The sequence below is a fragment of the Microbacterium sp. BG28 genome, from assembly GCF_034044005.1.
Lineage (GTDB): Bacteria > Actinomycetota > Actinomycetes > Actinomycetales > Microbacteriaceae > Microbacterium.
In genome coordinates this window covers 689,415-714,174 of the sequence record NZ_JAXCHA010000001.1, presented here as the reverse complement: position 1 = coordinate 714,174, position 24,760 = coordinate 689,415, and the positions used below count along the sequence as shown (strand labels likewise).

The following is a 24,760-nucleotide window of genomic DNA, read 5'->3' as shown; positions in this document are numbered from 1 at the left end:
GTGATCTCCACCGCGTCACCCGAGACGCTCACGTCGCGCCGCGCTGCGCGCGTCGCGTCCGGGCGCCTCCGCCGCCGCCGCGTCGTGGTCGCGTGCGCCGCGATGGCCGCCATCGTGGTGGGGGTGCTGTGGGTGAGCGCTCTTCTGGGGGGAGTGCCGGTAGCCGCTCCCGGTGCGCCGGCGGCTCCGCCCGCCGCGCAGAGCATCCCCGCGCCGGTCTTCACCCGGGCACCTGCGGCCGCATCCATCTGCGACGACCCGGCTGTCGCCGCGGCGGTCGCGGCCGGCGACGACGAGGCCGTGATCGTGGCCGCCGGCGGGGGGATGTCGTTCCGTGAGGCTGTCGTCTCGGGAACCGCGCCATGCATCTCGCTGTCGGATGCGGCCCGTCGCTGGGTCGTGGTCAACAAGCAGCGCCCTTTGAACCCGCTCGACTACGAGCCGCAGGGCATCGTGCAGGTGCAGGGTTTGAAGACTTTCAACGCCGGAGTGCTCCGCCAGGATGCCGCCGCCGCGCTGCAGCAGATGGCGGAGGCCGTCGAGACGGCCGGCGTCGGCTCCCTCGGACAGCTCAGCGGCTACCGTTCCTACGACACGCAGGTGTCGACCTATCAGGAGAACGTGGCGCGCGGCGGGCAGGCCGAGGCGGAGGTCTCGAGCGCGAGGCCCGGCTTCAGTGAGCACCAGCTCGGGCTCGCGATGGACCTCATGCCCTGCGGGAGCGGATGCGGAACGCTCGACGACTTCGGATCCTCGCCCGAGGGGCAGTGGGTGGCCGCGAACGCCTGGCAGTTCGGGTTCGTCGTCCGTTATGAGCAGGGGTCCACGCCTGTGACGGGGTACGAGGCGGAGCCCTGGCACCTCCGTTACATCGGTCCGGAGCTGGCACGCGCATATCACGAGGGCGGCTGGCACACGCTCGAGGAGTTCTTCGGCCTTCCCGCTGCCCCCTCCTACGCCGGCTGACCCCGACCCGCCGCATCCGGAGCGTTTCCGCGGCTGGTTAGCATGGAAGGGTGATCCGCCTTCTGTTCTTCGTGGGGGCGGGGATGGCCCTCGGTGCCCTCGTCGTCTCGGAGATCGGCCCGCCGGGCGCGGGCGAGATCACTTTCCCGGCCGGAATGGTCCTGGCGATCTTCGGCGGCATCCTGATCCTGATCGCGAGGGCCACGCGAGGAATGCCCGTCGCATCGACCACAGACCTGGACGCGGCGCGATCCGAGGGCAGGATGGCCCTTGCCCGCATCGACGGCGTCACCCAGACCGGCACGCTCATCAACGATCAGCCGGTGTGCGACCTCGATCTCAGCGTCCAGCCGCTGGAGGGTCCCGCGTATCGCACGCGCGTCCGCCAGCTCGTGCGGCTCGTCGACATCCCCGGCGTCCAGCCCGGGAGTCTGCGCGCGGTCGCGCTGCTGAGCGCGGACGGTGCCACCGTGGCGCTCGCCGACGATGACGTCACCCGGGCCCCCTACGCGGGAATCCGCATCCCCGCGCAGGCCGAACTCGGCGATCCCCGCCTGCCCGAGCCGGGGGCGGTCACGATCAAGGGGCGGCGACGCGGGCCCCTGATCGGCATCGGCTCGAAGGGCAGGGGACTGCGGTTCGTGCTGTTCGCCCTTGCGTTCCTCGTCTCCGCCGCAGCGGTGGCCCTGCCCTACCCGACCGCGGTCGCGCAGACCATCACCGCTCTCGGACAGGGGCGGCTCACGGCGGATCTGCGCCAGCCGGCGACGACGGCCGATGCGGTCGCGGCCCTCACCGCGAAGATCGGGCACGACCGGGTCGTCAGTATCTCCGTCAGCGAGGATGTCATCCTCGTCGATGCTCCCGTGACGCCCGGCTCCACCGATACCGACCGCTGGGAGTACCGCCGCGGTGAGGTGGTCCGCGACGGTCCTGCGTCATCGCAGCCGGATTCGGACGCCGAGCAGTTCTCGCTCGACGAGGTGTCCTGGCCCGGGCTGTGGACCGCCATGCAGGCGGCAGCCGACACGGAGGGGGTCGGCAGTCTGAGCGGCGTCGCACTGCGGCTGGAGCGGGCGGTCGACGGCGACATCGATTCGCCGACGTTCGCGCAGCACGCGGGGCCGGTGCGCGCGCGTTTCTGGTTCGACGGCGACTACCGCTCGGTCTTCTACGACGTCGCCCCGGACGGTACGGACCCGGTGCGTACCGAGGGGAACTGACCCGCTGGAGGGCCTCCACAATCACGACACTCGGTTTCGGTGTGCGTGGGATGCGATTCCACAGCGTGGCGTGCTGAGGACGCGTCCGCCGGTCTAGGATCGCGGCAGGCGATGGCGCCGCAGCGTGTCGACGCAGGCGCCCCGAGATGGAGGAGACGTCCGTGGAACGCGACATCTACGACGAGGATCACGAGGCCTTCCGGGAGGTCGTGGTCGAGTTCATCAAGCGCTATGGCACGAACGCTCGGCGCGAAGCATGGGATGCGGCCGGTCAGATCGACCGCGAGACCATGAGGGCCGCCGGCGACGCCGGGATCATCGGACTGTCGGTTCCTGAGGAGTTCGGCGGTGCGGGGATGCTGCAGGACTACCGCTTCCGCGCGGTGGTCAACGAGGAGGTCATCAAGGCCGGGCTCGGGTCGCTGGCCGGTGCCTTCGGCATCCAGGACGATCTCGCCGTCCCGTACCTCGCGCACTTCGGCACGCCGGAGCAGATGCAGAAGTGGCTACCCGGCATGGCCACCGGCGAGGTGATCGGCGCACTGGCCATGACCGAGCCCGGTGCGGGCAGCGACCTGCGCGGCATCTCGACCGTGGCGAAGAAGGTGGACGGCGGCTGGATCCTCAACGGCGCCAAGACGTTCATCTCCTCCGGCGCGACGGCGGACATCGTCGTGACCTTCGTCAAGACGGGTGAGGGCAACCGCCCCGACGCGTTCAGCCTCGTGCTCGTCGAGAACGGCATGGAGGGCTTCGACCACGGCAAGAAGCTGCACAAGATGGGCTTCGCCGGGCACGACACCGCCGAGCTGTCGTTCACCGACGTGTTCATCCCCGACGAGAACCTCATCGGCGGCGAGCCCGGTCACGGCTTCGTCCAGCTCATGCGCAACCTCCCGCTCGAGCGGCTGTCGATCGGCGTGGCCGCGGCCGCGGCGGCCGAGGCGGGCCTGCGCTGGACGCTCGAGTACACGAGCAGCCGCGAGGCGTTCGGCCACGCGATCGCCGACTTCCAGAACACGCGCTTCCGCCTCGCCGACATGGCGACCACCGTCGACGTGCTGTGGGCCTACGTCGACCGCGCCATCGCGCTGTACGGCGAGGGCAAGCTGACGCCGGAGGAGGCCGCCAAGGTCAAGTTCTGGACGACGGAGCGCGAGTGGGAGGTGCTCGACGCCGCCGTTCAGCTGCACGGTGGGTACGGCTACATCCTCGAGTACCCGGTCGCCCGCGCGTTCGTCGACGCCCGCGTGCACCGCATCTACGGCGGCACGAACGAGATCATGCGCGAGATCGTCGCGCGTCAGGTGACCGGACGGAAGTAGCCGCCGCGCCGTCCCGTTCGAGGGACCCGTGATGTCGCCGCGCGAGGGCGCCGGCCGCATCGCGGGTCCCTCGAACATGTGTGAAGCCGCATCCGCCGCGTTCAAGAGACCCAAAACGTCGTGGTTCGGGTTGGTGCGCCGCGTCTCGGGTCCCTCGAACCGTGTGGGTCCGTGTTCGAGGGACGTGAGACGTCGTGCGGTGAGATGCGTGGCGGGGGTCAGCGGGTCTGGCGGCGGGCGAGGCGTGCGACGCCGGCACGCCGGAGGGCGTCGGCGATCACGACGCCGATCGCGGTTCCCGCCAGGCAGCTGGCGATCGTGAGCACGAAGAAGCTGATCATCACGGGCAGCGTCATCGTCCACAGGTCGAAGTACTCGGCTGCGAAGAGCGGATAGACCACGCCGATGACGAGTGCGCCGGCGGCGTGCAGCCAGGTGCCCCAGTAGCGGTACAGCACCAGCAGGAACGGCAGCTCGGCGAAGAACGCCCACCACAGGTTGGTGCCGATGTAGGGCAGCACGACGATCCCCGAGATGAGGCCCACGAGAAGGCCCACGCCCGGGCGCTGCAGCAGTCGCAGCGCGATGGTCGCCGGCAGCAGCCACATCCCCGCCAGCGCCACCGAGGCGAAGGGTGCGACCGCGAACAGCAGGGTGGACAGGGCGGTCACGCCCCACAGCACCACGCCCCCGGCGACGCCGATCGCCGCGCAGGTGAGCAGCACCAGGGTCGGGATGCGGCCGCGTGCCGTTCGCGGCGCCTCGGCGGACGGGGCGCTCATGCGTCGACCTTCGCGGACGGCGACGCGGGCCGGGACGCGCCCACCCGCCAGTAGCCGATGAAGCTGATCGAGGCTTTGTCGAGGCCGCGGGCCACGAGCGCACGGCGGGCGGATGTCGGCAGCGACTGCTCGCCGACGATGAAGGCGTGCGTCCCCTCTGCGGGCAGCGGGACGTCCTCGAGGGCGGCGAGCGCGAGGGTGCCGGGGCGGGTCTGCGCGTCGCGGACGAGCCACCGCACCTCCACGCCGGCGGGGGCCTCGAACGCCAGCGCATCGGCCTCGGACGGCACTTCGATCAGGGCGACGCCCGTCGCGCTCGCCGGCAGCGACGCGCACACCCCGGACACCGCGGGCAGCCCCGTCTCGTCCGCCGCGAGGATGACACGGTCGACGCCGCGTTCCGGATCGAACCCGAGCCCCTCGTCGATGATCACGACGCTGTCGCCCGCGCGTGCGGATGCGGCCCATCGCGATGCCGGGCCCGCGTCGGGCCCTGTGCCGTGCAACACGAAGTCGACGTCGATCTGCGCGCCGGCGTCCGGTGTCGCCGCCCGATAGGCGCGCACGGTGTAGTTGCGCATGACGGGACGCACGCCGTCCGGGATGCGCAGGTATTTCAGGTATCCGAGCAGCTGGTTCGCCTTGGCGGGGATGCGTTCCAGGCCTTCGTCGCCACCCACGGGGAGAAAGAGGCGGAACCACTGGTCGAAGCCGAGCGGGACGAACCGGTCGATCTCCCCCTCGCCGAGCGTCACCCGCATCCAGTGTTCACTGAGGCGTTCGGTGCCGAGCACCCGCAGGTGCAGGAGGTCGGGCGAGGCGGGTTTCACGAGCCGGGAGAACCGAGCCATGCGAAGCCTTTCTGTCGGGTGGGTCAGGCGCCGGCCCACGGGCGCGCGATGAGGAAGACCGCCGCCGAGACGGTCCAGAACGCGAGGACGAAGACGACGTCGCGGATGCGGAAGGGCACCAGGTGACGCTCGGTGCGGTCGGGGTAGGCGCCGAACGCGCGCGCGTCCATCGCGAGGGCGACGCGCTCGGCGTGACGGATCGCGCCCGCCAGGAGAGGGACGATGTACCCGCCCCACCGCGCGATCGCGGCGAAGGGCCCTCGCCCACCGTGCGATCCGCGCACCCGGTGCGCCTGCCGGATCACATCCAGTTCGTGCGCGAACCGCGGCACGAAGCGGAACGCGGCGAGAGCCGTGTAGCCGATGCGGTACGGCACGCGCAGCTGCTGCACGAGTGATCGGGCGAGATCCGCTCCCGAGGTCGTGAATCCCGCGGCCAGGGCGAGTGCGAGGATCGCGATCAGGCGCAGCGCTGTGGCGAAGCCGACCGCGAGGGCGCCGGAGAACAGCCGCCACTCGCCGATCTGCAGCACGAGTGGTGTCGAGTCGACCTGGGCCGCATCCGTCCACAACGCGAAGCCGCATCCGAGCACGAGGGTCGCGGCGGGCAATGCGACCAGCAGGGTGAGCAGCACCTGACGCGTTGCGCGGGCCCCGACGAGCAGCAGCGCATAGGCGAGGGCGAGGAATACAAGCGGAGTGGTCATGTCACGCACGAAGATCAGCCCGAGGCTCGGCGGGATGATGGCGGCGAACTTGGCGAGCGGATTGAGCGCGTACAGGAAGCGTGCCCCGGAGGTCGCCGCGGGAGACGCGAACGGGTCGATCGTCGCCGTCATGGCAGATCCGCCAAGCGCACGACCCCGTCCAGAGCGGGATGCCCGTCCAGCTGCGCGAGGGCGCGCTGCAGCGGCGGCGGACGCAACCCGGCTCGCTCGATGAGTGCCGCGTCGGCGAACACATCGGCCGTGGGGCCGGATGCGGCGACGCGCCCCTCGTGCACGACGACCACGTGATCGGCGTACTCCGTCACGAGCTGCATGTCGTGCGTGACCACGAGCACCGTGGTGCCGGCGGCGTTGAGCTGGGCGAGCAGGGCGAGCAGCTCGTCCGCACGTGCACGGTCCTGCCCGAAGGTCGGCTCGTCGAGTGCGAGCACCGGCGCGCCGGCCACGAGCGCCGTGCCGACGGAGAGGCGCCGCTTCTGGCCCCCCGAGAGCAGGAAGGGATGCGCCCGGGCGCGCTCTGCCAGCCCGAACCGGGCGAGCAGCTCGTCGGTGCGACGGTGGACCTCATCGTCGGCGAGTCGCTGCCGGCGCAAACCGTGCGCGATCTCGTCGGCGACGGTGTGCGCGATGAACTGGTGCTCAGGGTTCTGGAACACGAAGCCGATGCGGGCGGGAAGCATCCGGGCGTCGCCGCGGCCGACGTCGGCCCCGGCAACCGTCACGGTGCCGCGCGGGGGGACGACGACCCCCGCGATCGCCTGCAGCAGGCTCGTCTTCCCGGCGCCGTTGGCTCCGACGATCGCGACGAAGGAGCCGGCGGCGACGCTGAGCGACACATCGTGCAGCACCTCCGTGCGCCCCCGCCGCAGGGTCAGCGATCGCACCTGCACGATCGGCTTGCTGAGTTCTGCCGGCCGGGCATCCGCCCGGACGGCGGGCGCGGCGGATGGGGGTGCCGGCTGCGCTTCGAGCGCCGCGCGCAGCTCGTCCGGGCTCAGGGGCAACGGCTCCATGCGGTAGCCCGCTGCCCGCAGACGCAGTGCGGCGAGGGTGCAGGTCGGCAGCCACACGCCGAGCTCGTGCAACTCCTCCGCGCGCGTGCGCAGTACGTCGTCGGCAGGCCCGTCCGCGACGACCGCGCCGGCGGCATCCAGCACGATGACGCGATCGATCAGCGGCACGGCCGCATCCAGGTTGTGCTCGATCAGCAGGATGGCGCGATCGCCCGCCGCGACGAGTTCGGCGAGCGTCGCGTACACCTCTTCGATGCCCCGCGGATCGAGGTTCGCGGTGGGCTCGTCGAGCACCAGGAGCGGAGAGCCCATCGCGAGAGCGGCGGCGATCGCGAGACGCTGGCGTCCGCCGCCGGACAGGCGGTCCGGGTTCTCGTGCCGGCGGTCCCAGAGCCCGACCCGGCGCAGCGCGTCTTCGGCGCGGCGGAGCACCTCGTCGACGGGAAGGCGCAGGTTCTCGGGGCCGAAGGCGACCTCGTCGAGGAGCGTGCCGGTCACGAGCTGGGCATCAGGATCCTGGAACACCATCGCCACCCGCGAGCTCAGCCGAGCGACCGAGGCGTCACGGGTATCCAGATCGCCGGCCCTCACGCGCCCGGCGACTTCGGCGGGGATGTCGTGCGGGATGAGTCCGTTCAGCGCCAGGGCCAGCGTCGACTTGCCGGAGCCGCTCGGGCCCAGCAGCAGCACGACCTCGCCCGGGTCGATCCGGAACGAGACGGAGGCGGGGGAGGGGCGCGTCGCGCCCTCGTGGGTGATCGAGAGATCCTCGACGTGCAGAAGAGGCGCGTCGACGCCGGATGCGGCGGGCGGGGCGTCGCGATCGGCGGAGGCAGCGGGCACGGGTGTTCCAGGGTTCGGACGGGCGGGTCCTCCCAACTTAGCCTAACCTAACTCGCCTTCTCCAGGAGTTCGTCGATACTGCGTTCGTAGGCCGCCGTCAGCTGCTCCGGTCCCATTCCGCACAGGAGCGCGAACTGCAGACCGCGCCACTCGGCGACGACGCGCGTCGCGGCGAGCTCGGCCGCATCCGGATCCCATCCCTCGGCGACGAACACCGCGCGCACGCGGCCCACCCATCCCGTGCCCAGGTGCGAGAGGAACTCGTTCCAGCGCTCGGGATCCCCGAGAGCGACCGCGAAACGGTGGAAGAACATCACGAGATACGGCCGGTTCTCGGGCGCGCCGATGTCCTGCCACGCCCGCAGCAGTCGCTCTCGCAGCGGGACGTCGTCGGCGGCGAGGCGCTCGAAGACGGCGGCGAGGTGCGGGAAGCGCTCGATCGCGATCTCGGATGCGGCCTCCAGCAGCCGCTCCTTCGAACCGAAGTAGTACAGCAGCATCCGGTTGTTGGAGCCGACCGCACGTGCGATGCCGGACAGGCTCAGGTCGATGAGGCCGTTCTCGAGGATGAGGTCGGCCACGAGCTGCGCGAGGCGGCGGCGTTCCGGGCTGTCGGCGCCGTCGGTCATCGACTCAGCGCCCGCCGCGCACGACGCCCGCCCGGCGCAGTCCGATGCCGACCCACAGACCCACGGCGGTCCACGCGACGGGGGCGAGGACCGAGATGGCGAGGTAGGCGATCTGCGCCCAGATCGGCAGCATTTTCAGGTGTGCGGCGAAGAAGACCGCGGCGGCGATGATGACGCCGATCACGAGGGCCGACACGAAGAAGCGCCATGCGCGCCACGATCGGTACCGGGTCGCGGCGGCGACCACCTCCTGGATGCCGCCGAAGAGCACGGCGGTCCCCAGGAACTGCAGTGCGTACTGCGGTGCGGTGGCGCTGGAGACGAGTGCGGCCAGCAGGTGCGCCAGAAGGGCGACGCCGGGCCGGCGCAGCACCTCCTGCGCGATGATGCCGGGCAGCACGTGCACGCCCAGCAGAAGGCCGTACAGGGGCGGGACGAAACCGAGAAGCGGCACCGTGGCCCAGCCGGCGATGCCGCCGAGGATGCCCGTGGCCACACCGATCGCGGCGCAGACGAGCAGCACGCGCGTCGACAGAACGGAGGTGCGGGCCACCTCCCCAGACTATCGGCGCCAGGACGCCCTGCGGCCCGGCAAGACCGGAAGAACTCCGTCGCTCAGAGCCGGCGCCGGCGACGCGTCAGACGTACGGCCGGGAGGGGAGGTGCGGGGACGCGTTCGTCGCCGTGGCCGACGACGTGCGCGAAGCGTGCCGAGCCCGCCTCCCACTCCTCGCGGGCCGCCACGATCTCGTCGTGATCGCGTCCGACGAAGTTCCACCACATCACGATCTCGTCCTCGAAGGGCGCACCGCCGAGGAGGAAGAGGGTGGCGTCCTCGGCGCTCGAGATCTCCACCTCGCGGCGTCCGCGACCGAGGTACAGCAGCTGCAGTCCGACCAGCTCGGTGTGCTCGGCATCCGCCGTGTGCACACGCGGGGTCCCGGCGACGCCGACCAGCGCGTACTCCCAGTCCTCGCGCAGCGGCAGGGTGATGCGGGATCCTGCGGGCACGCGGATCTCGGCCCCCACGAGCGGCGTGTAGGCGGATGCGGGCGAGCGCACCTCTGCCAGCTCGCCCATGACGACGGTGGCGCTGCCGCCGCCGGCCAGCGCGAGCTCGGGGAGGTCGGTGTGCTGCTCGAAGGCGGGCTCGCCGTGGCGGCGCGAGTCGGGCAGGGCGATCCACAGCTGCAGGGCGTCGAGGGGGATCGGGTCGTCGGTGACCGAGTACTCGGAGTGCGCGATGCCGCGTCCGCTCGTCATGAGGTTGAGCTGGCCGCGGGAGATCAGCACGTCGCTGCCGATGCCGTCGCGGTGGCGCACCTCGCCCACCAGGGGCCACGTGACCGTCTGCAGTCCGATGTGCGGGTGCGGCTCCACCCGCATCCGCACCTGCTGGGGGCCGAAGCGATCGAGGAAGCACCACGCGCCGACCATCGGCAGTTCGCGCTGCGGGAGGGCTCGGTGCACCTGCATCGCGCGCACCCCGCCCAGGGGCACCTCGCGTGCGTCGAGCACGACGGCGCGGGGGCCGTCACACTCGACCGACTGCTCGAGGCTCTCCTCGGCGTGGGCGTCGAGTCGGGTCACGGCCAGGCGACCTTGAGGCCGGGGACCTCGTGCTCGCGCAGGTACTTCGCCACGAACGGGCAGAGCGGCACGATCGTCTCGCCGCGCTTCGCTTCGTCCTCGAGAGCGCGTTGGACCAGGATGCTGGCGACGCCGTGGCCCTTGAACGCGGGGTCCACCTGGGTGTGCGGGAACACCGTGCGACCCTCCTCGTCCGTGTAGAAGGCGGTGAAGCCCGCAGGCACGTCGTCGAGGAAGATCTCGTACCTGTCCTCGCCGCGTTCGACGCGCACGTTCAGCTCGTCCGACATGGCTCTCCTCTGCTCGCGTGCTCCCACGCTAGCCGCGGGAGGGCGGTTGTGGGCTGCGTCATCCGCAGAGGGTGCGTGCGTCGGTTGACGAGCACGACCCGCCCGACGCCGCCGGCTTCGGGCAGACTCGAGGGATGACCGCATCCCTCACCGAGCTCGCCCGCGCCGCCGGGGACGATGCGGATGCGCTGTACGACGCATTCGGAGACTGGGCCACCGGGCGCGGCATCGAGCTGTACCCCGCGCAGGACGAGGCGGTCATCGAGCTCGTCTCCGGCCAGAACGTGATCCTGTCGACGCCGACCGGCACGGGCAAGTCGCTCGTCGCCGTCGCGGCGCACGCCGTGAGCATCGCGCGGGGCGGCCGGAGCTATTACACCGCGCCGATCAAGGCCCTCGTGAGCGAGAAGTTCTTCGCCCTCGTGGAGATCTTCGGGGCGGAGAACGTGGGCATGGTCACGGGCGACTCCTCCGTCAACCCGGACGCGCCGATCGTGTGCTGCACGGCCGAGATCCTGGCGAACCTGGCACTGCGCCACGGAGCGGATGCGGCGGTCGACCAGGTCGTGATGGACGAGTTCCACTTCTACGGCGAGCCCGACCGGGGCTGGGCCTGGCAGGTTCCGCTCCTGCTCCTGCCGCGGGCGCAGTTCCTGCTCATGTCGGCGACCCTCGGCGACGTGACCGGGATCGCCGCCGACCTCACCCGTCGCACCGAGCGCCCGACCGTCGAGGTGACGGGTGTGGAGCGCCCCGTGCCGCTGCACTTCTCCTACGCCCGCATCCCGATCCAGGAGCAGGTCGAGAAGCTGCTGGAGGAGAACGAGGCGCCGGTGTACATCGTGCACTTCTCGCAGGCGCAGGCCATGGAGCGTGCGCAGGCGCTCGCGAGCGTGAAGGTCGCCACCCGCGCGCAGCGCGACGAGATCGCCGAGGCCATCGGCGGTTTCCGGTTCACGACGGCGTTCGGCAAGACCCTCTCGCGTCTGGTCCGGGCGGGCATCGGCGTGCACCACGCCGGAATGCTGCCGCGCTACCGACGTCTCGTCGAGACGCTCGCGCAGCGGGGCCTGCTGCGCGTGATCTGCGGCACCGACACCCTCGGCGTGGGCATCAACGTGCCGATCCGCACCGTGCTCCTGACGGCGCTCACCAAGTTCGACGGCGTCCGGATGCGGCAGATCACCGCACGCGAGTTCCACCAGATCGCGGGCCGCGCCGGCCGTGCGGGCTATGACACGGCCGGAACGGTCGTCGTCATGGCCCCCGAATGGGAGATCGAGAACGAGCAGGCGCTGCGCAAAGCTGCGGGCGACGCCGCCAAGCGCAAGAAGATCGTGCGCAAGAAGGCGCCGGCCGGGGCGGTGAACTGGGGCGAAGGGTCGTTCGAGCGGCTCGTACAGGCGGTGCCCGAACCCCTGGTTCCGCAGATGCAGCTGACGGCGGCCATGCTCATCAACGTCATCGCCCGCGGCGGCGACGTCTTCGCGCACGTGCGCTCGCTCGTGTTCGACAACCACGAGCCCCGCGCCCGGCGGTACGAGCTCGCGCGTCGGGCGCTGGCGATCTTCCGCACCCTCGTCGTCGCCGACGTCGTCGAGGTTGCGGACGGCCGCATCCGGCTGACGGTCGACCTGCAGCCGAACTTCGCGCTCAACCAGCCGCTCTCGCCCTTCGCGCTCGCCGCCATCGAGCTGCTCGATCCGGATGCGGCGCCGCCCGTATCCGCGGCCTCCGCGGTCGGAGAGGGTGACGAAGGTCGGAGGATCGACGGCGAGACCTCCGACATCGGGCCGGATCTCCGACCGGCGCGCACCGCGGGATCGGGTCACTACGCGCTGGATGTGGTCAGCGTCATCGAGGCGACCCTCGACGACCCGCGCCCGGTGCTCGCGCAGCAGGAGTTCAAGGCACGCGGCGAGGCGGTCGCGGCGATGAAGCGCGACGGACTCGACTACGACGAGCGGATGGCGGCGCTCGAGGAGATCACCTACCCAAAGCCCCTCGCGACGCTGCTCGGCGAGGCGTTCGAGGTGTTCGCCTCCAGCCAGCCGTGGGTGCGCGACTTCGAGCTGCGACCCAAATCCGTCGTCCGCGACATGTTCGAGCAGGCGTTCTCCTTCTCGGAGTTCGTCTCCTGGTACCAGCTCGGCCGCAGCGAAGGCCTCGTGCTGCGCTACCTGAGCGACGCGTACCGCGCGATCCGTCAGACCGTGCCCGCCGAAGCGCGCACGGAGGAGCTGCTGGATGTGATCGCCTGGCTCGGCGAACTCGTACGGCAGGTGGACTCGAGCCTCGTCGACGAGTGGGAGCGGCTCGTGAACCCGGCGGATGAGGCGGGCGAGCCCGTCGTTCCTCCCGCACCTCCCTCGGTCGTGGCGAACCGTCGCGCCTTCGTCGTGCTCGTTCGCAACGAGATGTTCCGGCGCGTGCAGCTCGCAGCTCTCCAGCGCGACGACGACCTTGTCGCGCTGGATCCGGATGCGGGCTGGCCCGATGCCTTGGACGCCTACTACGACGAGCACGACGCCGTCCTCACCGACGCCGGTGCGCGCTCGCCCGCGCTCTGCACGATCGACGAGTCGGATACGGCCGGCGGGCTCTGGCGCGTCGAGCAGGTGATCCATGATCCGGAGGGCGACCACGACTGGCGCATCCGCGCGATCGTCGATCTCGCCGCATCCGCGGAGGAGGGTGCCGCGCACGTGAGCGTCACGGAGGTCGTGCGCCTGTAGCGGAGCGCAACCCCGGGCTCGTCCAGGCGGTGTCGGTCACACTGGGATGATGCGCAAGACGATCACGGTTCGCGCGCTCGCCGTTCTCGCCGCGGTGGCGGTGCTCGCGGGATGCTCCACCACGCAGGCGACGCCGACGGCCGCCCCCTCGACCCGGAGCCCCACGCCCACACCGACCCCGACGCCCGACCCGGTCGATGCCCTCACGCTCGAGCAGCGCGTCGGGCAGCTGTTCATGGTCGGAACCCCGGCCGACGCCCCCGACCCCACGGCTCTCGCGGCGATGGTCGACCCGGGTGTGGGCGGGCTCTTCCTCCGCGGACGTTCTTCCGCGGGTGCGGCGGCCACGGCATCGCTCGTCGCGCAGTTCACGGCGGTGGAGCCTGCGAACGGCCCGCGCACCTGGATCGCGACGGACCAGGAGGGCGGCGATGTGCAGGTGCTCTCGGGCGACGGTTTCGAGCCCATGCCGACGGCGCTGACGAGTGCGCAACGCGACGACGCGACCCTGCGCGCGGATGCCGAGCGGTGGGGCACCCAGCTGCGCGCGGCAGGCGTCGACATGAATCTCGCGCCGGTGGCCGACATCGTCACGAGCGCCGACACCGCACGGCTGAACCAGCCCATCGGCATCTACAACCGCCACTACGGCTACGACGAGGCGACCGTCGCCGACAAGGCGGGCGTGGTCGCCCAGGGGATGCGGGAGGCCGGCGTCCTGCCGACGATCAAGCACTTCCCGGGGCTCGGCCGGGTGACCGGCAACACCGACTACGCGGCCGACGTGGTCGACACGGTCGTCGGTGCGGATTCGCCGGACGTGAACGTCTACCGCACCCTTCTCGGCGAGGGTCCGGCCGCGGTCATGATGGCCACCGCCGTCTATCAGCGCATCGATCCCTCGATGCCCGCCGCGTTCTCCGAACCCGTCGTGACGGGCCTGTTGCGCGACGAGCTCGGATTCGACGGCGTCGTGATGACCGACGACATCTCGGCCACGGCGCAGGTGGAGCGCTGGACACCCGCCGACCGAGCGGTGCTCGCCGTCGACGCCGGCGTCGACCTGCTGCTGCTCTCGGCCGACACGTCGGTGTTCCCCGAGATGTACCAGGCCGTGCTGCAGCGGGCCAAGACCGACCCCGCGTTCGCCGCGAAGGTGGATGCGGCGGCCGCCCGCATCCTGAAGCTCAAGGAGACGTTCCCCGGCGAGTGACAGGGGATGCGGGATCGGGCGCAGCGGGCCACAATGGGCCGGGTGCCGACGTATCTCGGGTTTCTCCGCGCCATCAACCTCGGAGCGAAGCGGGTCTTTCCCAAGGACGACATCTGCCGGGTGGTGTCCGAGCTCGGCTTCGAGGACGTGACCACGCACCTCAACACCGGCAACGTGCGATTCTCGACGCGGATGCGCTCGCGCGCCCGGATCGAGTCGGCGCTGGAGCGTGCTTTCCACGCCGACCGTGGCTTCGACGTGCCGACAATCGTCTTCACGACCGAGGAGTTCGCGCGGATCGCCGACGACGCGCGGGCGTTGAACGGAGCCAGGCCCCACCTGGCGCGGCACTACGTCTACCTGCTCAAAGAAGAACTCGCCCCGGAGCAGGCGGCCCTCGTCGAGGCGACCAGCGGCGCCAAGGGCGAGATGGTCGTGTCCGGCCGGGCCGCGCACGCGCTTCTGGGGCCCGGGTACAACGACGGCACGGTCGATCCGCTCTCCGCCGCGAAGATGCTCGGCATCGCGACGAACCGCAACCTCAACGTCGTCGGAGCGCTCGCCGATCGCTGGTGCTGAGCGCGGCTCCTCGCTGCGTGTGGGGAGCTGCGTGTCTCACGTGTGCACGGTTCAGTGCCTCTGGGTGTGAACATGTGGGACACGCAAGGGCGCCTGCGGGATGAGCTTGCGGGCGCGGCGGTTGCGTGTCTCGCTTGTGCACGTTTCGGGGGCTTGGGGCGTGAACCGTTGAGACACGCAGGGATGCGTGTGGTGCGGGGATGTTGCGTGTCTCACTTGTGCGCGTTGCGGGGGCAATGGGCGGGAGCAGGCGCGGCTCGGGAGCAGGCGCGGCGCGGGAGCAGGCGCGGCTCGGGAGCTGGCGCGGCTCGGGAGCTGGCGCGGCGCGGGAGCCGGCAGGGCGGGGGAGGCGGCGCGGGCGGATGCGGCGCGGCGAGTCTGTCGGCGGGGCTGGTTACGCTGGAGGGGTGAGCTCGCCGCATCCGTCCTCGTGGGACGCCCCACCGGATGACTGGGCCCCGCCGGAGGACGAACCGCCCTACGATCCGTACGGCGAGAGCGGGTGGGTGCCGCCCGACGATGGCTGGGTGCCGCCAGAGGATGCTCCCGTGGCTGCGCCGCGCCGCGACTTCACCGGGCAGGACCCGCGTGCCGTGCTGCACGAGGTCTATGGCTACGACGCTTTCCGCGGCGACCAGGCCGACATCGTCGATCAGGTCGTCGGCGGGGGCGACGCGATCGTGCTCATGCCGACCGGCGGCGGAAAGAGCGTCACCTACCAGGTGCCGGCGCTCGTGCGGCCGGGGACGGGCCTCGTCGTGAGCCCCCTCATCGCCCTCATGCACGACCAGGTCGAAGCGCTGCTCGCGAACGGTGTGCGTGCCGCCTACCTCAACTCCACGCAGCTGCCCGGTGAGCGCCAGAGCGTGGAACGCGCGTATGTCGCGGGTGAGATCGATCTGCTGTATGTCGCCCCCGAGCGGCTGAACCTGGCCGCGACCACCGCGCTGCTGAAGCGCGGCCGGCTCAGCGTGATCGCGATCGACGAGGCGCACTGCGTGTCGCAGTGGGGCCACGACTTCCGCCCCGACTACCTCGCCCTCGGCGAGCTGGGCGCCCTGTTCCCCGGCGTTCCGCGCATGGCGCTGACCGCCACGGCGACGCACGCCACCCACCGCGAGATCACGGAGCGGCTGGCGCTCGGCGACGCGCGCCACTTCGTCGCGAGCTTCGACCGGCCCAACATCCAGTACCGCATCGAGCCCAAGGTCGATCCGCGCCGTCAGCTCGTCGCCTTCATCCGGTCGCAGCCGGAGGGCTCGGCCGGCATCGTGTACGCGCTGAGTCGCAAGAGCGTCGAGCAGACGGCCGATTACCTGCGTGCGCAGGGGATCGAGGCGCTGCCGTATCACGCGGGCCTTCCGGCCGAGACGCGGGCGGCGAACCAGTCGCGGTTCCTGCGCGACGACGGCGTCGTGATGGTGGCCACGATCGCCTTCGGCATGGGCATCGACAAGCCGGATGTGCGCTTCGTCGCGCACATCGATCTGCCGAAGTCCGTCGAGGGCTACTACCAGGAGACGGGTCGCGCGGGCCGCGACGGCGATCCCTCGGTCGTCTGGATGGCGTATGGGCTCGGCGACGTCGTGCAGCAGCGTCGGCTCATCGATCAGAGTCCCGGCGACCGCGCGTTCAAGATCCGGATGGGTCAGCACCTCGACGCGATGCTCGCGCTCTGCGAGACCGTCGAGTGCCGTCGGCAGAACCTGCTCAACTACTTCGGCGAGCAGGCCGAGCCCTGCGGCAACTGCGACACCTGCCTCACGCCGCCCGAGATCTTCGACGGCCTCGTGCCGGCGCAGAAGCTCCTGTCGACGGTCGTGCGCCTGCAGCGCGAGCGCAACCAGTCCTTCGGGGCCGGCCAGATCATCGACATCCTGCGCGGCGCCGACACCGACCGCATCCGTCAACAGCGGCACAACGAGCTCGCGACGTACGGCATCGGCGCCGACCTCAGCGACCAGGACTGGCGCAGCATCATCCGGCAGCTCCTCGCGCGCGGCGTGCTCGTCGCGCGGGGCGAGTACGGCACCCTCGCGCTGGGCGAGGAGGCCGGCGGAGTGCTGCGCGGCGAGACTCCCGTACGCCTACGGCGCGACGTGATCGGTCGCCCCGCCGCCGCACCCCGAGCGCGACGGGCCGCCGCATCCGATGCCGTGGCCGAGGGGGATCGCGCACTGTTCGAATCCCTGCGCGAGTGGCGTGCACAGACCGCACGCGAGCAGGGCGTCCCCGCCTACATCGTCTTCGGCGACGCGACGCTGCGTGCGCTCGCCGAGCACCGTCCGGGCTCCCTCGCCGACCTCGACGGCATCACCGGCATCGGCGCCAAGAAGCGCGATGCGTACGGCGAGGCCGTGCTCGAGGTCATCGCCGCTGCCTGACCCGCGCCGTCGCCAGCCGGTTCCGCATCCCTTCCGCAGGAGAGATCCCCCCATCAGGCCGATTCGCCGGGATTGGTCCTGCACAGCGGAGATCACCTGCAGAACGCGCGCGTCGAGCGGGTGCCGTGCGCAGTCGGGCAGGCCTCAGGCCGGCGGGAAGCTGCGCACCCGTTCGACCCGCATCCGGAACGGGTAGGTCGACTCCTCCCGCGGCGCGAGGGGGAGGTCGTAGACGTCGAGCATGAGCTGCACGGGGTAGTCGATCGACTGGTTGACGGTCTTGACCCAGCGTCCGTCGATGAAGAATCGGATGCGGCCGCGCGACCACTCCACCGCGTAGTCATGGGGCTGGGTGAGATCGCCCTCGACGCGGATCTTCTCGACATCGTCGCGCAGTCCCGGGTCGTGCTGCGCCTTGACGCCGACTCCGACCCATCCGCCGTCGTCGTCGAGCTCGTGGCCGAAGATCTCGCACACGCAGATCTCCCCCGAGTGCTCTGGGCGCTCTTCGACGCCGATCGGCCAGAACGCCACCATGGCGCGCGCGTCGCGCACCGCCGTCAACCGCGCCTCGATCACGCCGTACCGAACCAGCCACAGCCCAGCATCCGGCTGCTCCTCGCGCACGACGAGCCCCTCGCGGAAGCGATGCTGCCCGACCGATGACCCTTCGGGCCCCGAGCGCTGACCCGTCTGCAGATGCGACACGCGGACCTCTCCGTCGATGTCGGGCGCCCACGGTGCGGTGTCGTCATCGATGCGCAGCTCGAGCCCCGCGGGGCCGGTGCGCCACCTGGCGCTCGTCGTCGCACGCGACGCCCAGTGCGGCAGGTAGTACGGCCACCACCGCTCCCGGTCGAGGGCCCCGGAGAACCGTTCGTCGACATTCGCCACGCGGTCGCCGATCTCGAGCGGTGACATGTCGAGCGTCCACGTGGTCACCGTCAGCGATCCACCCCGCCAGGGCTCGGTGAAGGTGTCTCCGGGTGTGAAGCCGACCGCGCGGCAGACGCCCTGGGATGCGGCGTTGTCGGTACCGGGGGAGGCCACGAGCAGCGTGCGGTCGCCGCGTTGCCGCACGCGCGCGACGAGCTGCCGCAAGGCCGAGGACGCGATGCCGCGCCCCTGCCACGCGGGCTCGACGCTCCAGCCGGTCTCGTACGCCGGGACGCCGTCGTGATCGACCTGCCAGAATCCGATCGCACCGACCGGTTCGTGGTCGACGTCGATGCGGTACATCTCCGCCTCGCCGCTCTCGTTCAGGCGCAGATAGCGCTCGTGGCGGGCGATCACCTGCGCCTCGGTTTCGGGGCCCCCGATGAACCGCGTCATCTCCGGCGTGTTCGCACGCTGGAGCACGGGAAGGTCCGCGATGGACCAGGGCGTGAGGGCGAGCATCATGGGCAGACCTCCTGCATCCAGTGTGTCCGAGGGCTGCGACACCCGGTCGTCTTCGTCGGCGATGTCGCCAGCACACAACCGGATGCGGCGACGTGGCCGCATCCGGTTGTAGAGGATCTGCAACCGAGTTGGGCTCCGGTTGTCGTGCTCCTACCGTCGAGATCGTCTTCCTCTGTCCCACCGAAGGGTGATGCCATGACCGACGCCGTCGTCCGTCCCGCCAAGCCTGCGACCAACCGTCGCACTCCCGCCGGGGGTGCGCCCACCGCAGCGCACTCCGCGGCAGAGGCCGCCGAGCCGCGCATCGACCTGCCCGCTGTGACCGAGATGCTGCTCGGTACGTGGGGCAAGACGCGGCGCGAGGCGCGCGAGATGATCAAGGATCCGGCCTTCTGGCGGATCGACGGGCAGACGGTCGCCGAGCACCGTGACCGTGTCTTCGCTCAGCTGGGTCTCATCGTCGAACAGGGCGTCTCGGCGCGCGCGTACCCGGTCGAGTACGGCGGCCTGGGCGACAACGGTGCGAACATCGCCGGGTTCGAGGAGCTCGTGCTCGCCGATCCCAGCCTGCAGATCAAGGCCGGCGTGCAGTGGGGGCTCTTCGGTGCCGCCATCCAGCAACTGGGCACGAAGAAGCACCACGACAAGTGGCTCGCCGACGTCGTCACGCTGAAGCTGCCGGGTGCCTTCGCGATGACCGAGACCGGACACGGATCGGATGTGGCCGCGATCGGCACGACCGCGACGTACGACGCCGACACGGAGGAGTTCGTCATCCACACGCCGTTCCGCGGCGCGTGGAAGGACTACCTCGGCAACGCCGCGGTGCACGGGCGTGCGGCGACCGTCTTCGCGCAGCTGATCACGGGCGGCGTCAACTACGGCGTCCACTGCTTCTTCGTGCCGATCCGCGACGAGGCCGGGGACTTCCTGCCGGGCGTCGGCGGCGAGGACGACGGTGTGAAGGGCGGTCTCAACGGCATCGACAACGGCCGCCTGCACTTCGACCAGGTCCGCGTCCCCCGCGAGAACCTCCTCAACCGTTACGGCGACGTCGCCGCCGACGGCACGTACTCGAGCGAGATCGCGAGCCCCGGCCGCCGCTTCTTCACGATGCTCGGCGCCCTCGTGCAGGGTCGCGTCTCGCTCGACGGCGCCGCCACCACGGCTGCCGCCCTCGGGCTGAAGATCGCCGTCACCTACGCCAACCAGCGGCGTCAGTTCGATTCCGGGTCGGGGACGCCCGAGGTGACCCTGCTCGACTACGGCAAGCACCAGCGCCGTCTCCTGCCGCGCCTGGCCACCGTCTACGCGCAGGCGTTCGCGCACGACGAGTTCCTCAAGAAGTTCGACGGGGTGTTCTCCGGGCGCACCGACACCTCCGAGGAGCGCGAGGACCTCGAGACGCTGGCGGCGGCCCTGAAGCCCCTGTCGACGTGGAACGCGCTCGACATCCTGCAGGAGTGCCGCGAAGCGAGCGGCGGCGCGGGCTTCCTCGCCGAGAACCGGCTCGTCGGGCTGCGCAGCGACCTCGACGTGTACGTGACCTTCGAGGGCGACAACAACGTGCTGCTCCAGCTCGTCGGCAAGCGTCTGCTGTCGGACTACGCCTCGCAGTTCAAGGGCAAGGATGCGGCCGCGCTCGCCCGCTTCGCCGTCGGGAGCACGGCGGGCAAGGTGTTCCACGGCGCGGGCCTGCGTCAGCTCGGACAGTCGCTCACCGACTTCGGCTCGACCGCCCGCTCGGTCGAGCTCGGCCTGCGCGAGGACCAGCAGTACGAGCTGCTGGCGGGGCGCGTGCAGCAGATGGTCGCCGACGTCGCCGCGCGCCTGCGTCCGGCGACGAAGCTGCCCGCCGCGGAGGCCGCCGCGCTGTTCAACGAGTGCCAGTACGACCTGATCGAGGCCGCCCGTGCGCACGGCGAGCTGCTGCAGTGGGAAGCCTTCACCGACGCCGTGCACCGCATCGGTGACGACGGGACGCTGCGGGTGCTCACCTGGCTGCGCGACCTCTTCGGGATGAGCCTCATCGAGAAGCACCTGTCGTGGTACCTCATCAACGGACGCCTCTCGGCTCAGCGCGCCGGTTCCGTGTCGCGCTACATCGGTCGCCTGTCGGCCCGGCTCCGCCCGCACGCCCAGGACCTCGTGGATGCGTGGGGCTTCGAGCCGGAGCACATCCGTGCGAAGATCGCGTCGGGCTCCGAGCAGCAGCGCCAGGATGAGGCGCACGCGTACTACGCGGAGCTCGCCGCATCCGGTGAGGCGCCGATCTCGGAGAAGTCACTGCAGAAGAAGCGGTGAGCGGTGTCGGCGACCGCCGATAGCGTGGGCGGATGACCGACATCCTCGTGGGAGAAGACGGCCGTGCGCGCTGCGCGTGGGCCGGCGCCGATCCCGAGTACCTGCGCTATCACGACGAGGAATGGGGCAGCCCGCTCCGGGGCGACCGAGCGCTGTTCGAGAAGATGAGCCTCGAGGGGTTCCAGGCCGGCCTCAGCTGGATCACGATCCTGCGCAAGCGCCCGCGCTTTCGCGAGGTGTTCGCGCACTTCGAACCGGATGCGGTCGCCGCTTTCGACGAGGCGGACATCGAGCGGTTGATGGGCGACACGGGCATCGTGCGCAATCGGGCCAAGATCGAGGCCGTCATCGGCAACGCGCGTCTCGTCCAGACCATGGCGCCGGGCGAGCTCGACGCCCTGATCTGGTCGTTCTCTCCCGAGGGGCACGTGCCGCCGGCATCCTTCGCGGAGGTTCCGGCCACGACGGCCGAGTCGATCGCGCTCAGTAAGGAGCTGCGCCGGTGGGGGTTCCGTTTCGTCGGCCCCACGACGATGTACGCCCTGATGCAGTCCGCAGGCCTCGTCGACGACCACGTCGCCGGCTGCTGGCGCGCGGCCTGAGCCGGCGTCAGCGGCCGGTGTCGAACAGGTGCCGGCCGGAGTGGCCCAGCACCTTCACCATCACGCCGCGTCGGCGAAGCTCGGCGACCGTGCGGGTCTCCTCGTCGATGTTGCGGCCCAGCGCATGCACGCTCGCCACCACGAGGACGTCGCCGCGGGTGAGGCGCCCGAACAGGCGGCCCAGACGCTCTTCCCACGACTCGAGGATGTCGGGGGCCGGGTGTCGGAAGCCGTCGATGGGCACCCCGAAACGCGTCAGCTCGGCGCGCTGCTCGACGACGGAGGGCATGTCGTCGCGATTGACGACGAGGCCCACGAGGCGGGCGCCGGTCGGCCGGGCACGCCACCAGTTGCGGTCGGACTGCAGCTCCGTGAAGCACTTGGGGCAGTCGGCCGCCGTGTGGGGCAGGTGCAGTGGCGCGGTCGCGGCATCGGCTCCCCCACCGGCGTCGGCGCCCGTCCCCTCGGTGATCATGCGTTCATTGTCCCCCGGATCGGACGACGGTGTCATTCGGCGCCCGTCTCGTCCGACAGACGCAGCTCGAGGCTGATCTGGTCGGCGTCGAGCTCTGCGAGAGCGTGGCGCAGTGCCGCGGTGCTGAACGACCCCGACGATCCCGCTTCGAGCAGGCGCTCGCGCATGGCGTCGATCATCTCGAGGCGCAACTCCAGCACCTCGCGCGCGGCCGCCGTCATCTCGTCGTCGGGTGGGTCCACGAGGCGCGCGCCCACTCTGGTCAGGATGCGTTCGCTGAACGCCGTCCCGTCGCGCCGGCGCAGACCGTCGTCCTGCAGTCGCTCGGATGCGGCCTCGCGCAGCACATCGTCCAGGCGCCGCTGCTCGTCCCGCGTCGGTCCCGCGGACTCCGACGGGATCCGGAGCAGGCGCACCAGTGCGGGCAGGGTGAAGCCCTGCAGGAGCAGGCTGATGATCGCGACCATGAAGGCGACGAAGATGAGCAGCGGACGGTGGTCGGTGCCGCGCGGGAGGGTCTGCGCCGCGGCGAGGGTCACGACACCCCGCATCCCGGCCCAGACGATGATGGTGCCGTGCTTCCACCCGAGGGGGGAGGAGCGGTAGTAGTCCAGGTCGGCCCCGAGGCGCGCGACTCGCTTCCGGATCGACGGGATGCGGCGCATGGCGCGTTCCGGGTTCGACCGCTCGATCGGTACCGTGCCGTCGGCCATCCCTTGAAGTCTGTTGTCGACGCGCTCGATGTCGAAGCCGGCGAATCGCCGCGCTCTGCGCCCCTGCTGCCAGATGAGGAAGGCGACGTACACGCCGCGAACGGCGACGATGATGCCCAGAGCCGACAGGGCGAGCCAGGTTCCGTGCCACAGACCGTCATGCTCGGTCAGGTTCTTGTTGACGACGTCCGTGAGCTCCAGTCCCATCACGAGGAAGACGCCGCCCTCGAGGACGAGCTCGATCGTGCGCCAGTTGGCCTCCTCTGACAATCGTTGCTCGGGCGCGAAGCGTCTCGCCGCGCCTTGCCCTGTGACGATGCCCGCGACCACGGCGGCGACGAGCCCCGAGCCGTTGAGCTCCTCAGTGGGCAGATAGGCGATGAAGGGGATCGCGAAGCTGATGGCGGTGTTCGCCGCCGAGTGACCGACCCACGTGCGCACGCGCAGGTTGACCCAACCGACGAGTCCGCCGATCACGAGAGCGATCAGCACCGCCCAGAGGAACGAAAGGATGGTCTCGCCGAACGAGAAGCTCGCGGCGATCGCGGCGGTCGAGGTGCGCAGCAGCACCAGGGCGGTCGCATCGTTGAGCAGGCTCTCGCCCTCGAGCATCGTCGTGACGCGTGTGGAGATGCCCATCCGTTTCACGATCGAGGTGGCGACCGCATCCGTCGGCGAGAGGATCGCGCCCAGGGCGATGCCGAGGGCGAGGTCGAGGCCCGGGATCACCCAGGTGAAGAAGAACCCGAGCAGCACAGCGCTTCCCACCACGAGCACGACAGACAACCCCGCGATCGGGGTGAAGTCGCGGCGGAACTCGATCGCGGGAAGCTGAACGGCCGACGAGTACAGCAGTGGCGGGAGCACGCCGACGAGGATCCACTCGGGATCGACCTCGGGGATGTCGGGCACGAACGGCAGGGCGGCCAGCACGAGGCCGATGGCGACGAGAACGAGGGGGCCGGCGATGTTGAGCCGCCGGCCCAGGGCCGTCACGATGGCGACGACGATGATGCCGCCGACGATGACGGCCAGATGCTCCACCTCAGATCACCCCCAGCGCCCGCACGGCCTCGCGCTCGTCGGCGAGCTCGGTGACCGAGGCATCCAGACGGCGGCGGATGCGGGCAGGAACCTCCAGACCCTCCACGATGCGGTAACCGCTGCCGTCCGAGCGCACCGGGAAGGAGCTGAAGAGCCCCTCCGGCACGCCGTACTCGCCGTGCGAGACGACCGCGGCGGAGGTCCAGCCGTGCTGCGTGCCTGCGATGTCGTCGCGGATGTGGGCGATCGTCGCGTTCGCCGCGGATGCGACGGAGGAGGATCCGCGCACCTCGATGATCTCCGCTCCGCGCTTCGCCACCCGGGGAGTGAACTCGTCGTCGAGCCAGCGGATCGCCGCATCCTCGTCGCCGAAGCGCGCGGCGAGTACGTCGAGGGCGGGTGCGCCGTCGATCGTCGCGTGGGTCACGTCGGGAACCTGCGTGGCGGAATGATTGCCCCAGATGGTCACGTCGCTCACGGCCGACACGCCGACGCCGACCGCCTCGGCGAGCTGTCCGACGGCGCGGTTGTGGTCGAGGCGCGTGAGCGCCGCGAAGCGCTCGGCGGGCACGTCGGGGGTTGCGGCCGACGCGATCAGCGCGTTCGTGTTGGCGGGGTTGCCGACCACGACGGCGCGGACATCGGATGCGGCGTGCGCCGCGATCGCTGCGCCCTGGGGGCCGAAGATCCCCGCGTTCGCGGCGAGCAGGTCGGCGCGCTCCATGCCGGGGCCGCGCGGACGCGCGCCGACGAGTAGGGCGATGTTGCAACCGTCGAAGGCCACGGCCGGATCCTCCGTGACCTCGACGTCGCGCAGCAGCTCGAACGCGCCGTCCTGCAGCTCGAGGGCGGCACCTTCCGCGGCTCGCAGCCCCTGGCGGATCTCCAAGAGGCGCAGTCGCACCGGCCGGTCGGGGCCCAGCATGTCGCCTGCCGCGATGCGGAACAGCAGCGCGTAGCCGATCTGCCCCCCGGCGCCGGTGATGGTGATCGTGGTGGGCGCAGCTGTGCTCATGCGATGAGCATACGAGCAGCCCCGCGACGGGCACATCCCGGTGAGCCCCATAGCG

21 protein-coding genes are annotated in these 24,760 nt (G+C 70.9%); 9 read left to right on the top strand and 12 right to left on the bottom strand.

Going from position 1 to position 24,760, the window contains the following annotated elements; genetic code table 11:
- The 3 genes from SK224_RS03620 (at position 1) to SK224_RS03610 (ending at position 3,514) form a co-directional block, all read left to right on the top strand.
- Positions 1–966 carry a M15 family metallopeptidase gene (locus SK224_RS03620; protein ID WP_320433424.1) on the top strand — a complete coding sequence of 322 codons (966 nt, stop codon included), beginning with the start codon at positions 1–3 and terminating at the stop codon, positions 964–966.
- A gap of 50 nt (positions 967–1,016) precedes the next feature.
- A complete protein-coding gene (locus SK224_RS03615; RefSeq protein WP_320433423.1) occupies positions 1,017–2,189 on the top strand; it encodes a hypothetical protein in 1,173 nt (390 codons plus the stop codon).
- Between the two features lie 161 nt (positions 2,190–2,350).
- Positions 2,351–3,514 (top strand): acyl-CoA dehydrogenase family protein, encoded by a 1,164-nt coding sequence (locus SK224_RS03610; RefSeq protein ID WP_320433422.1) that lies wholly within the window; start codon positions 2,351–2,353, stop codon positions 3,512–3,514.
- 218 nt (positions 3,515–3,732) lie between these two features.
- Here the strand turns inward: SK224_RS03610 and SK224_RS03605 are convergent, their stop codons facing one another.
- From SK224_RS03605 to SK224_RS03570, 8 genes are all read right to left on the bottom strand, one after another.
- On the bottom strand, positions 3,733–4,296 hold the full coding sequence (locus SK224_RS03605) for an ECF transporter S component (protein WP_320433421.1): 564 nt from the start codon (positions 4,294–4,296) through the stop codon (positions 3,733–3,735).
- Positions 4,293–5,147 carry a siderophore-interacting protein gene (locus SK224_RS03600; protein WP_320433420.1) on the bottom strand — a complete coding sequence of 285 codons (855 nt, stop codon included), beginning with the start codon at positions 5,145–5,147 and terminating at the stop codon, positions 4,293–4,295. The genes SK224_RS03605 and SK224_RS03600 overlap by 4 nt, the downstream gene beginning before the upstream one ends.
- Positions 5,148–5,170: 23 nt before the next feature.
- Positions 5,171–5,986, bottom strand: coding sequence for an energy-coupling factor transporter transmembrane component T (locus tag SK224_RS03595; RefSeq protein WP_320433419.1), 816 nt, complete (start codon positions 5,984–5,986; stop codon positions 5,171–5,173).
- The gene (locus SK224_RS03590) at positions 5,983–7,731 is read right to left on the bottom strand and encodes an energy-coupling factor transporter ATPase (protein WP_320433418.1); all 1,749 of its coding nucleotides are present in this window, start codon (positions 7,729–7,731) and stop codon (positions 5,983–5,985) included. Before SK224_RS03590 ends, SK224_RS03595 begins: the two co-directional genes overlap by 4 nt.
- 47 nt (positions 7,732–7,778) lie before the next feature.
- A complete protein-coding gene (locus SK224_RS03585; protein WP_320433417.1) occupies positions 7,779–8,360 on the bottom strand; it encodes a TetR/AcrR family transcriptional regulator in 582 nt (193 codons plus the stop codon).
- A gap of 4 nt (positions 8,361–8,364) precedes the next feature.
- Positions 8,365–8,913 carry an ECF transporter S component gene (locus tag SK224_RS03580; protein WP_320433416.1) on the bottom strand — a complete coding sequence of 183 codons (549 nt, stop codon included), beginning with the start codon at positions 8,911–8,913 and terminating at the stop codon, positions 8,365–8,367.
- A gap of 62 nt (positions 8,914–8,975) precedes the next feature.
- Positions 8,976–9,950 (bottom strand): pirin family protein, encoded by a 975-nt coding sequence (locus SK224_RS03575; RefSeq protein WP_320433415.1) that lies wholly within the window; start codon positions 9,948–9,950, stop codon positions 8,976–8,978.
- Entirely contained in the window at positions 9,947–10,240 is a 294-nt protein-coding gene (locus tag SK224_RS03570; RefSeq protein ID WP_320433414.1) for a GNAT family N-acetyltransferase, read from the bottom strand. The genes SK224_RS03575 and SK224_RS03570 overlap by 4 nt, the downstream gene beginning before the upstream one ends.
- A gap of 134 nt (positions 10,241–10,374) precedes the next feature.
- On the opposite strand from SK224_RS03570, the gene SK224_RS03565 reads away from it, so the two are divergent.
- From SK224_RS03565 to recQ, 4 genes are all read left to right on the top strand, one after another.
- Complete coding sequence (locus tag SK224_RS03565; protein ID WP_320433413.1) at positions 10,375–12,975, top strand: DEAD/DEAH box helicase; 2,601 nt, start codon at positions 10,375–10,377, stop codon at positions 12,973–12,975.
- A 49-nt stretch (positions 12,976–13,024) separates the two neighbouring features.
- On the top strand, positions 13,025–14,188 hold the full coding sequence (locus tag SK224_RS03560) for a glycoside hydrolase family 3 N-terminal domain-containing protein (RefSeq protein WP_320433412.1): 1,164 nt from the start codon (positions 13,025–13,027) through the stop codon (positions 14,186–14,188).
- 33 nt (positions 14,189–14,221) lie between these two features.
- Positions 14,222–14,767 carry a DUF1697 domain-containing protein gene (locus tag SK224_RS03555; protein WP_320433411.1) on the top strand — a complete coding sequence of 182 codons (546 nt, stop codon included), beginning with the start codon at positions 14,222–14,224 and terminating at the stop codon, positions 14,765–14,767.
- Between the two features lie 362 nt (positions 14,768–15,129).
- Positions 15,130–17,151, top strand: coding sequence for a DNA helicase RecQ (gene recQ / locus SK224_RS03550; protein WP_413816752.1), 2,022 nt, complete (start codon positions 15,130–15,132; stop codon positions 17,149–17,151).
- A 144-nt stretch (positions 17,152–17,295) separates the two neighbouring features.
- Here the strand turns inward: recQ and SK224_RS03545 are convergent, their stop codons facing one another.
- Positions 17,296–18,552, bottom strand: coding sequence for a GNAT family N-acetyltransferase (locus tag SK224_RS03545; RefSeq protein WP_320433409.1), 1,257 nt, complete (start codon positions 18,550–18,552; stop codon positions 17,296–17,298).
- A gap of 195 nt (positions 18,553–18,747) precedes the next feature.
- Here SK224_RS03545 and SK224_RS03540 point away from each other — a divergent pair, with 195 nt between their 5' ends.
- Entirely contained in the window at positions 18,748–20,856 is a 2,109-nt protein-coding gene (locus tag SK224_RS03540) for an acyl-CoA dehydrogenase (RefSeq protein ID WP_320433408.1), read from the top strand.
- A 32-nt stretch (positions 20,857–20,888) separates the two neighbouring features.
- A complete protein-coding gene (locus SK224_RS03535) occupies positions 20,889–21,458 on the top strand; it encodes a DNA-3-methyladenine glycosylase I (RefSeq protein WP_320433407.1) in 570 nt (189 codons plus the stop codon).
- Positions 21,459–21,465: 7 nt separating this feature from the next.
- Here the strand turns inward: SK224_RS03535 and SK224_RS03530 are convergent, their stop codons facing one another.
- The 3 genes from SK224_RS03530 to SK224_RS03520 are packed head-to-tail and all read right to left on the bottom strand — an operon-like array spanning position 21,466 to position 24,705.
- The gene (locus tag SK224_RS03530) at positions 21,466–21,933 is read right to left on the bottom strand and encodes a recombinase family protein (RefSeq protein WP_320433406.1); all 468 of its coding nucleotides are present in this window, start codon (positions 21,931–21,933) and stop codon (positions 21,466–21,468) included.
- A gap of 32 nt (positions 21,934–21,965) precedes the next feature.
- Positions 21,966–23,690, bottom strand: a complete 1,725-nt coding sequence (locus tag SK224_RS03525; protein ID WP_320433405.1) for a sodium:proton antiporter — start codon at positions 23,688–23,690, stop codon at positions 21,966–21,968.
- A 1-nt stretch (position 23,691) separates the two neighbouring features.
- Positions 23,692–24,705, bottom strand: coding sequence for a malate dehydrogenase (locus tag SK224_RS03520; protein ID WP_320433404.1), 1,014 nt, complete (start codon positions 24,703–24,705; stop codon positions 23,692–23,694).
- Between the last annotated feature and the right edge of the window lie 55 nt (positions 24,706–24,760).

Bases quoted from the DNA above. Each gene is read 5' to 3' on its own strand.
- SK224_RS03605 (WP_320433421.1), bottom strand. From the start codon at position 4,296: ATGAGCGCCCCGTCCGCCGAGGCGCCGCGAACGGCACGCGGCCGCATC.
- SK224_RS03600 (WP_320433420.1), bottom strand. From the start codon at position 5,147: ATGGCTCGGTTCTCCCGGCTCGTGAAACCCGCCTCGCCCGACCTCCTG.
- SK224_RS03595 (WP_320433419.1), bottom strand. From the start codon at position 5,986: ATGACGGCGACGATCGACCCGTTCGCGTCTCCCGCGGCGACCTCCGGG.
- SK224_RS03585 (WP_320433417.1), bottom strand. From the start codon at position 8,360: ATGACCGACGGCGCCGACAGCCCGGAACGCCGCCGCCTCGCGCAGCTC.
- SK224_RS03570 (WP_320433414.1), bottom strand. From the start codon at position 10,240: ATGTCGGACGAGCTGAACGTGCGCGTCGAACGCGGCGAGGACAGGTAC.
- SK224_RS03565 (WP_320433413.1), top strand. From the start codon at position 10,375: ATGACCGCATCCCTCACCGAGCTCGCCCGCGCCGCCGGGGACGATGCG.
- SK224_RS03560 (WP_320433412.1), top strand. From the start codon at position 13,025: ATGCGCAAGACGATCACGGTTCGCGCGCTCGCCGTTCTCGCCGCGGTG.
- SK224_RS03555 (WP_320433411.1), top strand. From the start codon at position 14,222: ATGGGCCGGGTGCCGACGTATCTCGGGTTTCTCCGCGCCATCAACCTC.
- recQ (WP_413816752.1), top strand. From the start codon at position 15,130: ATGCGGCGCGGCGAGTCTGTCGGCGGGGCTGGTTACGCTGGAGGGGTG.
- SK224_RS03545 (WP_320433409.1), bottom strand. From the start codon at position 18,552: ATGATGCTCGCCCTCACGCCCTGGTCCATCGCGGACCTTCCCGTGCTC.
- SK224_RS03540 (WP_320433408.1), top strand. From the start codon at position 18,748: ATGACCGACGCCGTCGTCCGTCCCGCCAAGCCTGCGACCAACCGTCGC.
- SK224_RS03535 (WP_320433407.1), top strand. From the start codon at position 20,889: ATGACCGACATCCTCGTGGGAGAAGACGGCCGTGCGCGCTGCGCGTGG.
- SK224_RS03530 (WP_320433406.1), bottom strand. From the start codon at position 21,933: ATGATCACCGAGGGGACGGGCGCCGACGCCGGTGGGGGAGCCGATGCC.
- SK224_RS03520 (WP_320433404.1), bottom strand. From the start codon at position 24,705: ATGAGCACAGCTGCGCCCACCACGATCACCATCACCGGCGCCGGGGGG.